The 12701-nt window shown below is 70.9% G+C and carries 9 protein-coding genes; 6 read left to right on the forward strand and 3 right to left on the reverse strand.

The features are described from left to right. Window positions 1–4 precede the first annotated feature (4 nt). On the reverse strand, window positions 5–763 hold the full coding sequence (gene fabG / locus HQN59_RS16960; protein WP_038200760.1) for a 3-oxoacyl-ACP reductase FabG: 759 nt from the start codon (window positions 761–763) through the stop codon (window positions 5–7). Window positions 764–958: 195 nt separating this feature from the next. Between fabG and HQN59_RS16965 the strand changes: the two genes are divergently transcribed. Genes HQN59_RS16965 through HQN59_RS16985 form a run of 5 tightly spaced genes read left to right on the forward strand, consistent with a single transcriptional unit; the run spans window position 959 to window position 7847 of the window. Continuing rightward, window positions 959–3298: an acyl-CoA dehydrogenase family protein gene (locus HQN59_RS16965; protein WP_176070309.1), complete on the forward strand. Its 2340-nt coding sequence runs from the start codon at window positions 959–961 to the stop codon at window positions 3296–3298. A 43-nt stretch (window positions 3299–3341) separates the two neighbouring features. Beyond that, complete coding sequence (locus tag HQN59_RS16970; RefSeq protein WP_176070310.1) at window positions 3342–3782, forward strand: Zn-ribbon domain-containing OB-fold protein; 441 nt, start codon at window positions 3342–3344, stop codon at window positions 3780–3782. Then, window positions 3779–4939, forward strand: a complete 1161-nt coding sequence (locus tag HQN59_RS16975) for an acetyl-CoA acetyltransferase (RefSeq protein WP_176070311.1) — start codon at window positions 3779–3781, stop codon at window positions 4937–4939. The genes HQN59_RS16970 and HQN59_RS16975 overlap by 4 nt, the downstream gene beginning before the upstream one ends. Further along, window positions 4936–5823 (forward strand): alpha/beta fold hydrolase, encoded by an 888-nt coding sequence (locus HQN59_RS16980; protein ID WP_176070312.1) that lies wholly within the window; start codon window positions 4936–4938, stop codon window positions 5821–5823. The genes HQN59_RS16975 and HQN59_RS16980 overlap by 4 nt, the downstream gene beginning before the upstream one ends. A gap of 2 nt (window positions 5824–5825) precedes the next feature. Further along, window positions 5826–7847 (forward strand): acetoacetate--CoA ligase, encoded by a 2022-nt coding sequence (locus tag HQN59_RS16985; RefSeq protein ID WP_176070313.1) that lies wholly within the window; start codon window positions 5826–5828, stop codon window positions 7845–7847. Between the two features lie 49 nt (window positions 7848–7896). Here the strand turns inward: HQN59_RS16985 and HQN59_RS16990 are convergent, their stop codons facing one another. Together HQN59_RS16990 and HQN59_RS16995 are read right to left on the reverse strand one after the other, a co-directional pair. Continuing rightward, window positions 7897–9396 (reverse strand): carboxyl transferase domain-containing protein, encoded by a 1500-nt coding sequence (locus HQN59_RS16990; RefSeq protein ID WP_176070314.1) that lies wholly within the window; start codon window positions 9394–9396, stop codon window positions 7897–7899. Window positions 9397–9427: 31 nt separating this feature from the next. Next, entirely contained in the window at window positions 9428–10927 is a 1500-nt protein-coding gene (locus HQN59_RS16995; protein ID WP_176070315.1) for an acyl-CoA carboxylase subunit beta, read from the reverse strand. Between the two features lie 190 nt (window positions 10928–11117). Here HQN59_RS16995 and HQN59_RS17000 point away from each other — a divergent pair, with 190 nt between their 5' ends. Continuing rightward, entirely contained in the window at window positions 11118–12689 is a 1572-nt protein-coding gene (locus HQN59_RS17000; protein ID WP_176070316.1) for a carboxyl transferase domain-containing protein, read from the forward strand. Window positions 12690–12701: the final 12 nt, after the last annotated feature.

Raw genomic sequence — 12701 nt, forward strand, 5'->3', positions numbered from 1 at the left:
GGGGTCAGTGGATCGACATGCCGCCGTCCACGCCGATCAGCTGCCCGGTCACGTAGCTCGCGCCTTCGCTGGCCAGGAACACCCACACCGGCGCAATCTCCTCCGGCTCGGCCCAGCGGCCCAGCGGAATGCGATCGAGCGTGCGCTGCTTGAAGCGCTCGTCGGTGCGGATGGTCTCCGTCATCGGCGTAGCCGCGCCCGGGGCGACGCAGTTGACGATGATGTTGTAGCGTGCCAGTTCGCGCGCGGCCGACTTGGTGAAGCCGATCAGCCCGGCCTTGGCCGAGCCGTAATTGATCTGGCCGATGGTGCCCAGGATGCCGGCGGTGGAAATGGTGTTGATGATCCAGCCGCGCTGGCGTTCCATCATGCCGTCCACGACCGCCTGCAGGCAGTTGAAGCTGCCCGTGAGGTGCACGTCGATCACCTGCTGCCACTGGTGCGCGCTCATCTTGTGCAGCATCGCCGTACGCGTGATGCCGGCGTTGTTGACGAGCACGTCCACCGGGCCGAACTTCGCCACCACCGCCGCCACCATCGCGTCCACGGCGGCACGGTCGGCCACGTCACACTTGAACGCCGCGGCCTGCCCGCCGGCGTCGCGGATCGACTGCGCCACCTGCTCGGCGGTCTCGAGGTTCCAGTCGACCACCGCGACCTTGGCGGCTTGCGCGCCGTAAGCGCGCGCGATGCCCGCGCCGATGCCCTGGCCGGCGCCGGTGACGATCGCGACCTTGTTTTCGAGAGCTTTTCCGCTGAACATCGACCGCTCCTTTGCCGAACGAGTGTTTGTTAGACTCAACGATGCCACAGGATGGAGGGCAGCACCAGGGGCCGGCACCCGGGGTGCGGCAGGGCGCGCCGCGCGCTGACGTCGTGCCGCCGGGGTGGCGCCGCAGGGCGGCGACCCCGGCAAGCCCGAATCCGATGCCAGGACCTGAACCCGAGGCGAGAGTCCATGATCGATCTGACCGAACGGCTCGACGCACCCACCGAGGTGCAACGCATGCTGCGCGACGCCGCCGCCGCCTTCTTCGCCGCCGACGGCCCGGGCCGTCGCGTGCGCGAATGGCGCGGCACGCTGCCCGGGCACGACCGCGAGCGCTGGCGGCGCATGGCTGGCCTGGGCTGGCTCGGCCTGTGCCTGCCCGAGGCGCTGGGCGGCAGCGGGCTCGGCGCCGGCGAGGCGGCGGTGCTGCTGGAGCGCTGCGGCCGCGCGCTCGCGCCCGAGCCGCTGGTGGCCGGTGCGCTGCTGCCGGCCTGGGCGCTGCTGCACGGCGACTCGCAGGCGCTGCGCGAGCGCTGGCTGCCGGCACTGGCGCGCGGCGAGGTGCAACTCGCGCTGGCGGCCGGAGCGCAGGGCGATGAACTGGATGAAGACGATGGCGACGCTGCCGGAGGCCGCCGCAGCGTCGAAGCCCCGCGAGCCGCTTCGCGCGGCGCGGGCTTCGTGCTCGACGGGCGCTGCCGCTTCGTGGCCGGCGGCGCAGGGGCCGACGCTTTCGTGGTGGCGGCGGAGGGCGCGCAGGGTGTGCTGCTGCTGCTGGTGGAGGCCAGCCAGCGCGGCCTGCAGACCAGCACGCAAACGCGCGTGGACGGCGGCTTCTGGACCGAACTGCGGTTCGAGGGCGCCGAAGTCTCCGGCGCGCAGCTGGTCGCCGGGCCGGCGCACGCGCAGGGCGTGCTGCAGCGCGCGCTCGACCTGGCGCGCATCGCCGAAGCCGCCGAGCTGCTGGGCGTGATGAGCCAGGCGCTCGAAACCAGCGTCGCCTACATCGCGATGCGGGAGCAGTTCGGTCGCGCCATCGGCAGCTTCCAGGCGCTGCAGCACCGCGCCGCAGACCTGCTGATCCAGGTCGAGCTCACGCGCTCGGTGGTGCTGCAGGCGGCCGCGGCGGCCGACACGCATGGCAGCGATGCGCGGCGGCTGGCCATCGCCGCCAGCCAGGCCAAGGCACGGGCCTCGGCGGCGGCGCTGGAGGTCACCAAGGGCTGCATCCAGCTGCACGGCGGCATCGGCTACACCGACGAATGCGACATCGGCCTGTACCTGAAGAAGGCGATGGTCGGCGCGGCCTGGCTGGGCAACGCGGCGCTGCACCGGCGCCGCTACAACGAATTGGCCGGCGACGGCGACGAAGCCTCGGCGCCCGAGCTGATCGCCGGCGGCGAGCAGCCGATCCGCCGCGACGAGCTGCGCCGCTGGCTGGCCGAGAACTTCCCGCCCGCGTGGCGCTTCCCGGCCAGCCGCATGAGCCTGAAGGAAACGCGCGCCTGGCACGACAAGCTCCACGAGAAGGGCTGGGTGGCGCCGAACTGGCCCAAGGCCTACGGCGGCATGGGACTATCTGGCTACGAGCAGGTGGCGCTGCAGTCGGAGTTCGACCGCCACGGCATCGTTATCGCGCCGAACATGGCGGTGATCATGCTCGGGCCGCTGATCATCCGCTACGGCACCGAGCAGCAGAAGCGCGAGGTGCTGCCGCGCATCCTGTCGGGCGAGGTGCGCTGGTGCCAGGGTTACTCCGAGCCCTCGGCGGGCTCCGACCTGGCCAGCCTGCGCACGACGGCCTTGCTCGACGGCGACGAGTTCGTCGTCAACGGGCAGAAGATCTGGACCTCGTTCGCGCACGAGGCCGACTGGATCTTCATGCTCGTGCGCACCGACCCCAAGGCCAAGAAGCAGGAAGGCATCAGCTTCCTGCTGGCGGACATGCGCACGCCCGGCATCACCGTCAAGCGCATCCGCAACCTGGGCGGCAACGCCGAGTTCTGCGAGACCTTCTTCGACAACGTGCGCGTGCCGAAGGCCAACCTCGTCGGCGGGCTGAACCAGGGCTGGACGATGGCCAAGTCGCTGCTGGGCAGCGAGCGCATCATGATCGGCAACCCGCGCGGCGCGCGCGCGCCATTCGCGCGCCTGGCGGAGCTGGCGCGCGCCACCGGCCTTGACCGCGACGGTGCCTGGCGCGCGCGGCACGAGCAGCTGCGGCTGGACATCGATGACCTTGAGGCGATGTTCGTGCGCTGCGTCGAGGTGCTGCGCCGCGGGCATGAACTCGGTGCCGAGGTGTCGATGCTGAAGATCTGGATCACCGAGGCGCAGCAGCGGGTGGCCGACCTGATGCTCGAGACCGCGGGTGCCGCCGGCGTGAGCGACGCATCGATGGCGCTGCCGGGCGGCGCGCTGCACCCGGCGCACGTGTTCTTCTCGGCCCGCCCGGCCAGCATCTACGGCGGCAGCAACGAGATCCAGCGCAACATCCTGGCCAAGGCGGTGCTCGAGCTGCCGGGCTGACACGGCGCGCACCGTACCCCTGCAACACCTTAGAAAGACGCCCATGACCCACCCTCCTGCGACCGGCACCTGGACCGAGGGCCCGGGCCCCGACGTCATCTTCGCCCAGCACCTGGCGGCAGGCGAGTTCCGCATCCAGCGCTGTGCCGCCTGCGCGCGCCACGTCTTCTACCCGCGGCTGGCGTGCAGCCATTGCGGCAGCGTCGAGCTCGCGTGGCAGGCGCCGAGCGGGCGCGGCACCGTGTATGCGGTCAGCGTCGTCAACCGCAGCGCCGACAAGGGTGGCCCGTACAACGTGGTGCTGATCGACCTGGCCGAGGGCCCGCGCATGATGGGGCGCGTGGACGGCATCGCGAACGACGCGGTGCGCATCGGCATGGCGGTACGGGCGCGTGTCGGGCAGGGCGCCGGCGGCGAGCCCTGCGTCGTCTTCGACCCGCTTGACCCCGACGCCGCCACCGGCAGGGAAGGGGGTACACGATGAGCGGCAGCTGCCTCCGCGGCAGCGCCGCGATCGTCGGCGCGGCGCTGGCCGGCCTGGGCGAGGCGCCCGGCCGCAGCTCGGAAGACATCGCCATCGAGGCCAGCGTCAGGGCGCTCGCCGAGGCCGGCCTGACGACGCGGCACGTCGATGCGGTGTTCGGCTCGCTACCGGGCAACGCCAACCCGCTGTCGGCGTTGCTGATCGCCGAGATGCTGGGCATCCAGCCGAAGTTCACCGACAACAACCGCACCGGCGGCTCCACCTTCCTGTCGTACACGCTGATGGCGGCGATGGCGCTGAAGGAAGGCCTGTGCGAGACGGCGCTGATCTTCTACGGCAGCAACCAGCGCACCGCCAGCGGCAAGCTGGTGTCGTCGGTCAAGCCCTTCGCCTACGAGGCGCCGTACGCGCCGATCTTCCCGGCCACCTCGTACGCGCTGGCGGCCTCGCGCCACATGCACGCGTACGGCACCACGCGCGAGCAGCTCGCCGCGGTGGCGGTGGCGGCGCGCGCCTGGGCCAACCTCAACCCGCAGGCCTTCATGCGTGGCCCGCTCAGTGTGGCCGACGTACTGGCCTCGCGCATGGTGTCCAGCCCGCTGACGGTGCGCGACTGCTGCCTCGTCACCGACGGCGGCGCGGCGATCGTCATGACACGTGCCGACCGCGCGCGCCACCTGCCGAAGAAGCCGGTGTACCTGCTCGGCGCGGCGGCGGCCACCACGCACATGAACATCGTCGCCATGGCCGACCTCACGCGCACCGCGGCGGTCGACTCAGGGCAGCGCGCGATGGCGATGGCCGGCGTGGCGCCGCGCGACATCGACGTGGTGGAGCTCTACGACGCCTTCACCATCAACACGATCCTGTTCCTCGAAGACCTCGGCTTCTGCGCCAAGGGCGAGGGCGGGGCATTTGTCGCCAGCGGCGCCATCGCCCCCGGGGGCGCGCTGCCGGTGAACACCAACGGCGGCGGGCTGTCGTGTGTGCATCCGGGCATGTACGGCATGTTCACGCTGGTCGAAGCCGTGCAGCAGCTGCGCGGCGAAGCCGGCGAGCGGCAGGTGGCGGGTGCCGAGCTGGCGCTGTGCCACGGCAACGGCGGCGTGCTGTCTAGCCAGATCACCAACGTGCTCGGCACCGAGGCCACGCTGTGAGTTCGGCGGTGCACGACTTCCGGCCCGAGGCGTTCTACCCCGGCCTGCAGATCGAGCATGTCACGGCGGCCGGCGTGAAGGCGTTGCGGGTGGGCAGCGGGCCGACGCTGTTGCTGCTGCACGGCGGCACGGGCTCGTGGACGCATTGGGTGCGCAACATCGAGCCGCTGTCGCGCCGCTTCAGCCTGGTCATCCCCGACCTGCCGGGCATGGGCGAATCGATCGACGTGCCGCGCGACACCGATCTCGACGGCTACGGCGCCTTCATCCTGGCGGCCATCGATGCCGGCCTGGTGCCGCCCGGCCTGCGCTTCGCCGTCGCCGGCTTCTCGTGGGGCGGGGTGGTGACTGCCTGGCTGGCGGCGCGCCTGCCTGAGCGGGTGTTCGCGGCCTGCCTGCTGGCCCCGGGCGGCTTTCCGCCGGAGGGTTGGCATCGGCCGCCGCTGAAGCCCGTGCCGCCAGGGGCGAGCGACGCCGAGACCGACGCCATCCACCGCGCCAACCTCAAGATGATGATGATCGCCGACCCGCGGCGCATCGACGACCTGGCCGTGGCCATGCAGCGGCGCAACCACGGCATGACGCGATTCAAGTCGCGCTTCCTGGGCTACCGCGACACGCTGGGCCCGAGCCTGCGAATGCTCACATGCCCGGTGCTGGCGGTGCTGCCCGCGCTCGACCCGCTGCCGCGCCCGGATGTCGCGGCGCGCGCCGAGTACCTGCGCCGCTGCGCGCCGCACATCGTGTGTCGGGTCGTCCCCGATGCGAGCCACTGGGTGGCGTTCGAGGCGCCCGACGAACTCAACCGCCTGGTCGCCGGGTTCGTGCACCGCAACGCACCCGGCGCCGAACATCAACGACTTTCAGTCCCGCCGGGAGCGTGACCATGACCATCCAGGAAGGTGAGCTGCTCTGGACCCCGCGCGAGGCATTCGCAAAGTCGTCGCAGCTCGCGTCGTTCATGGACTGGCTGCGCGTGCACCGCCAGCTGGACTTCACCGACTACGCTGCGCTGTGGCAGTGGTCGGTGGACTGCCTGGAGGACTTCTGGGCCGCGGTGTGGGAGTACTTCGAGATCGAGTCCTCCACGCCGCACGAGTGCGTTCTGAAGGAGCGCACGATGCCCGGCGCGGAGTGGTTTCCCGGTGCGCGGGTGAACTTCGCGAAGCACATGCTGCGCAAGGGCCGGCGCGGGTGGCCGGCCATCCATCATCGCAGCGAGATCCGGCCATCGGCCACGCTGAACTGGGAGGACTTGCGCGACCAGGTGGCCACGCTCGCCGAGGCGATGCGCCGCATGGGCATCCGCCCCGGTGATCGCATTGTCTCGACGCTGCCGAACACGCCAGAAGCCGTGATCGCCCTGCTGGCCACCACGGCCATCGGTGCCGTCTGGTCGGCCTGCTCGCCCGACTTCGGCGCGCGCAGCATCCTCGACCGCTTCCAGCAGATCGAACCGCGGTTGCTGTTCGCAGTGGACGGTTATCGCTTCGGCGGCAAGGACTTCGACCGCCGCACCGATCTCGCCCGGCTCGTCGAAGGCCTGCCCACGCTCGAGCACCTGGTGTTCCTGCCCGACCTCGACCCGGCCGCGCCGCGGCCGACGCTGCGTCCTGAGCCGGCTGTGCGCCTGTGGTCGGAGGTCATGGCCGAGCAGCCGTTGCGCTACGAGGACTTCCGCTACGAGGACGTGGAGTTCTCGCACCCGCTGTGGATCCTGTACTCCTCGGGCACCACCGGGCTGCCCAAGGCCATCACGCACAGCCACGGCGGCATGACGCTCGAGACGCACAAGGTCATCGCCTTCCACGCCAACCAGACGCCGGACTCGTGCCTGTTCTTCTACACGACCACCGGCTGGATGATGTTCAACTTCATGGTCATGGGGTTGTGCCAGGGTGGCCGCATCGTGCTGTACGACGGCAACCCGCTGGCGCCCCATGTCGAGCGGCTGTGGCAGTTGGCAGCCGAGCACCGCGTGACGATGTTCGGCGCCAGCCCGACCTTCGTGCAGATGATGATCAAAGCCGGCGTGCGGCCGGCGAAGAAATACGACCTGTCGGCGCTGGAGGGTGTGCTGCTGGGTGGCTCGCCGGCCACGCCCGAGACCTTCGCGTGGTTCTACCGCGAGGTCAAGCGCGACCTGTGGGTCACCTCGCAAAGCGGCGGTACCGACGTCTGCTCGGCCTTCGTCGGCGCCTCGCCCACGCTGCCGGTGTACGCCGGCGAGATCCAGACGCGGCTGCTGGGCGTGGATGCACACGCGCTGAGCGATGAGGGAGAACCGCTCACCGACGGCGTGGGCGAGCTCGTGATCCGCAAGCCCATGCCCTCGATGCCGCTGTACTTCTGGGGTGACGCCGACAACCGGCGCTACCGCGACAGCTACTTCGACGTCTACCCCGGCCAGTGGCGGCACGGCGACTTCTTCAAGGTCAACCAGCGCGGCGGCTGCTACATCTACGGCCGCTCCGACTCCACGCTCAACCGCGCCGGCGTGCGCATCGGCACGGCCGAGATCTACCGCATCGTCGAGAACGTCGAGGGCGTGCAGGACAGCCTGGTGCTCAACCTCGACCTGCCCGGCGGCAGCTTCTTCATGCCGATGTTCGTGGTGCCCAAGCCGGGCTTCATGCTCGACGAGGCGATGCAGTCGCGCATCACCCAGGCGCTGCGCATGCAGGGCTCGCCGCGCCACGTGCCCGACCGCTACGTCGCCATCGCCGCCGTGCCCTACACGCTCACCGGCAAGAAGCTCGAAGTGCCGGTGCGCAAGATCCTGCTGGGCGCTGCGCCCGACAAGGTGGCCAGCCGCGACGCGATGATGAACCCGGCGTCGCTGCAGTTCTTCGTGGACTTCGCAGGCGAGGTCAGGCGCATGGTCGAGGCCGGCGAACAGCAGCGGTGAACGGCGGGCAGGCTCCGACCCAGCCTGGAGCCTGCAGCCCGCTGGCTGCTCACATGCGAAACACGCCCCAGCCGCCCGGCCGCGCCGGTGTGCGGCCTGCTGCATCGAGCAGCAGCGCCAGCACGCCGCGCGTGTGCTCAGGCTCGACGATGGCGTCGCACCATAGCTGGCGCGCCCAGTTCAGCGCGCCGGCTTCGTCGTCGGGCGCATCGGGCGACGCGGCGGCGCGCGCGTTGGGCCACATCAGCAGCGCGTTGGGCCTGAAAGCGCGGCCGCACAGCGCGTGGTAGGCGGCGCCATGGGCCTGTCCGACGATGACGGTGATCTTGGGCACATCGGCATTGGCCGCCGCGTTGAGCAGCTTCGCGCCGTGGCGGCCGATGCTGCCCTGCGACGCCTCGCCGCTGTCGGCAAAGCCGGGGGAATCGACCAGGAATACGAGCGGGATGTCGCGCTGTACCGACAGCTCGATGAAGTGGGCGCCCTTGGCCGCTGCCTGCGCGGTGAGCGCGCCGGCGCCGGCGACGATGCCGACCTCGAAGCCCTCGATGCGGGCGAAGGCGCACCGCAGGGACTCGCCGTGCAGCGGCTTGAACTCCTGGAAGCGGCTGCCGTCGACCAGGCGCACGATCAGCTCGCCGGCATCGGCCGCGGGTTCGCCGTTCAGACGCACCAGGCCCCGCAGTTCGGCGGCGGGGTGCAGCGGCTCTTCGGCCGCAGCGCGCGCCCAGCGCAGCAGCGCCGGCTCGCCGAGGTGGCGCACGAGGCGCCGCGCGATGGCGAGCGCATCGGCGTCGTCGTCGGCCAGGTGGTCGGCCACGCCGCTCAGGCTGCAGTGCATTAGCGCGCCGCCCAGTGCCTCGGAATCGGCCACCTCGCCGGTGGCGGCATACACGAGCTGCGGGCTGCCGAGAAACATCGCGCCCTGGTTGCGCACGATGACGAGTTCGTCGCACAGCGCGGGAATGTAGGCGCCGCCGGCCGTCGAGGGGCCGAAGACGAGGGCGATCTGCGCGATGCCTTCGGCCGACATCTTCACTTGATTGTACATCACCGATCCGCCCTGGCCGTCGTCGGGGAAGATGTTGGCCAGGTCGGGCAGGAAGGCGCCGCCCGACTGGACCATCGTGATGCACGGCAGCCGGTGCTGCCAGGCGAACATCTGCGCCCGCACATGGCGCTTGGTGGTCATGCCGAACATCGTGCCGCCCTTCACCGTGGGGTCGTTGACGATCAGCATGCAGTCGCGCCCGGCCACGCGGCCCACACCGGTGATCAGCGTGGCGCCCGGTGGCACGCCGTCGTACAGGTCGGCGGCGGCGAGTTGGCCGATCTCGAAGAAGGGCGCGCCCGCATCGAGCAGCGCCGCGATGCGTTCGCGCGGCAGCAGCTGGCCGCGGCTCTGGTGCAGCTTGCGCGCGCGCTCGTTGCCGCCGGCCGAGGCTTCGTCGCGCCGCGCCTGCAGCGCCGAGGCCAGCGCGTCGAAGCGGGCGCGGCGGGTTTCGAAAGCGGCGCCGGTAGTTGCCGCCGCGCTGCTGATTGCCTGCATGTCTTTCGCCGGTGCCACGCCGCGGCCGGGGCTACATGCGGAAAGCGCCGTAGGCCGCGGGCTGGGAGGGCAGGCGGCCCGCGACGTCGAGCAGTTGTGCCAGCACCGCACGGGTGCGCTCGGGCTCGACGATGGCATCGCACCACAGCTGGCGCGCCCAGTTCAGCGCGCCGGCCTCGTCGTCGGGCGCATCGGGCGATGCCGAGGCGCGGGCGCCGGGCCACATCAGCAGCGCGTTGGGCTTGAAGGCCCGGCCACCCAGCGCGTGGTAGGCCGCGCCGTGGGCGCGGCCGGTGATGACGGTGAACTTGGGCACGTCGGCGTTGGCCACCGCGTTCAGCAGCTTGGCGCCGTGGCGGCCGACGTTGGCCTGGCCCGGCTGGCTGCTGTCGGCGAAGCCGGGGGAGTCGACGAGGAACAGCAGCGGGATGTCGCGCTGGCCGCACAGCTGCACGAAGTGCGCGCCCTTGGCGCCGGCCTGCGCGGTGAGCAGGCCGTGGCCGGCGACGATGCCGACCTCGAAGCCTTCGATGCGGGCGAAGCCGCAGACCAGGGTCTCGCCGTGCAGTTGCTTGAATTCCTGGAAGCGGCCGCCGTCCACCAGGCGTGCCAGGATGTCGCGGCAGTCGGCGCCTTCGACCGCGCCGACGGCGGCCAGGCCGGCCAGTTCCTGCGGGTCGTGCAGCGGCGGCTCGGGCTCGGCGCGTGTCCAGCGCAGTCGCGGCGGCTCGCCCAGGTGTTCGACGATTCGCCGCGTGATGGCCAGCGCGTGCTCGTCGTCGTCGGCCATGTGGTCGGTGACGCCGCTCAGGCGGCTGTGCATCTCGGCGCCGCCCAGCGGCTCGATGTCGATCACCTCGCCGGTGGCGGCGAACACGAGCTGCGGGCTGCCCAGGAACATGGCGCCCTGCTTGCGGATGATGACCACCTCGTCGCACAGCGCCGGGATGTAGGCCCCGCCGGCCGTGGAGGGGCCGTGCACGAGGGCGATCTGCGCGATGCCCTCGGCCGACATCTTGACCTGGTTGTACATGATCGAGCCGGCTTGGCCCTCGTCGGGGAAGATGTTGGCCAGGTCGGGCAGGAAGCCGCCGCCGGACTGGACCATCGTGATGCAGGGCAGCCGGTGGTGCCACGCGAACAGCTGCGCCCGCGTGTGGCGCTTGGTGGTCATGCCGAACATGGTGCCCCCCTTCACGGTGGCATCGTTGACCAGCAGCATGCACCAGCGGCCGCAGACCCGGCCCACGCCGGTGATCATCGTGGCGCCGGGGGGCACGCCCTCATACAGGTCGGCGCCGGCGAGCTGGCCGATTTCGAAGAAGGGCGAGCCCGGGTCGAGCAGCGCCTGCACGCGCTCGCGCGGCAGCATCTGGCCGCGGCTCTTGTGCAGTTTGCGCGCCTTCTCGCTGCCGCCGGTCAGGGCCTCGTCGAGCCGCGCGCTCAGGCGGGCCATCAGTTGGCGGTAGGCCTGCTCGCGCCGGGCAAAACGCTCGTCGCGGAGGGTGTCTAACGTTGCTGGCGATGTCATGGGCGAGCTGAAAATTGTGGACCTAACAAATGTTTGGTATTCTAGCGGTGTGACTGCCGTACGCGCAATGCGGCCCTGATCTCCGATCGCCGGCAGTCCCCAATCTCCCGACGCACATGCTGAACGACATGCATTTCTTTACCCGGCCAACGTCCCCGACGCTTTCTGTCGGCATGGATCGGGCGGCGCCATGAGCATCCTGGCATCCGCCATCACCGCCAGCCCCGAGGAGCTGCAGGCCAACCGCGTGGCCTACGAGGCCCGCGTGGCCGATCTGCGCGCGCGCCGCACCGCGGCCTTGGCGGCCGGCTCGGCCGCGGCCCGCCAGCAGCTGCGCGACGGCGGCCAGATGCTGGTGCGCGAGCGCATCAGCGCCTTGCTCGACCCGGGCTCGCCCTTCCTTGAACTGTGCCAGCTGGCTGGTGAGGGCCTGTACGGCGACGATCCACCCGGTGCCGGCGTCGTCACCGGCGTGGGCATGATCGCCGGGCGGCCATGCATGGTCATCGCCAGCGATCCCACGGTCAACGACGGCGCCTACAACGCCCATACCTGCAAGCGGCACGTGCGCGCGCAGCGCTTCGCGTGGCAGCACCGCCTGCCGTGCGTGACGATGCTGCAGCCCGGCGCGCAGCCGCCCGGCGCCAGGCAGGGTGTGTTCGCCGACGAGGGCCAGTTCGGCTCGATCCTGTACAACCAGACGCGCATGTCGCGCGAGGGCATCGCGCAGATCTGCAGCGTGCACGGCCCCGCGGCGGATGCGGCGGCGTTCGTGGCCGCGATGTGCGACGAGGTGGTCGTGGTGCGCGAGCGCGGTGCGTTGGCCTTCGGCAGTGCCGTGCCGGCGCCCGCCGACGCCGAGCGCGCCAACCGCGAGGACGGCGTCACCGACCGGCTGGCCGAGAGTGATGCGCACGCCATCGCCATCCTGCGCGACCTGGTCGGCCACCTGGGCGATGTGCCCAAGCAGCGGCGCGACGTGGCCGAGCCGCGCGAGCCGCTGCACGACACGCGCGAGATCTACGGCCTCGTCAGCGCCGACCCGCGCGTGCCCACCAGCAACCGCGAGATCGTGCTGCGCCTGATCGACGGCAGCGACCTGCACGAGTTCAAGCCCGACTTCGGCGACACGCTGATCACCGGCTTCGCGCGCATCCAGGGCTTCGACATCGGCATCCTGTGCAACGACGGCGTGCTGTTCTCCGAGAGCGCGCTCAAGGCCACGCAGTTCATCGACCTGTGCTGCAAGCGCGACATCCCGCTGCTGTTCATGGCCGACATCAACGGCTTCATGGTCGGCCGCGAGGCCGAGGAGGCCGGCATCGCCAAGCACGGCGCGAAGATGATCACCGCGATGACCTGCGCCAACGTGCCCAAGTACACCTTGATCATCGGCGGCTCCTACGGCGCGGGCTACCTCGCGATGTGCGGCCGCGCGTTCAAGCCCAATGCGATGATGATGTGGCCCAACGGCCGTGCCGCGATCATGGGCCCCGACCAGGCCGCCACCACCTTGGCGATGGTCAAGGACGACCAGCACAAGCGCGACGGCACGAGCTGGACCGACGCCGAGCGCGAAGCCTACAAGGCGCCGGTGCGCAAGACCTTCGAGGACTTCGCCAACGCCTACAACTTCGCGCGCAACACCTGGTGCGACCTGATCGTCGAGCCGGCCGAAACGCGCGACGTGATGGCGATGCTGCTCGACCTGGCCGGCCGCGTGCCGGCGGTGCCCTCGCGCTTTGGCGTGTTCCGGATGTAAGGCGGGCGCAGC

This window comes from Rhizobacter koreensis (assembly GCF_013366375.1).
Taxonomy (GTDB): Bacteria; Pseudomonadota; Gammaproteobacteria; order Burkholderiales; family Burkholderiaceae_C; genus Schlegelella_A; species Schlegelella_A koreensis.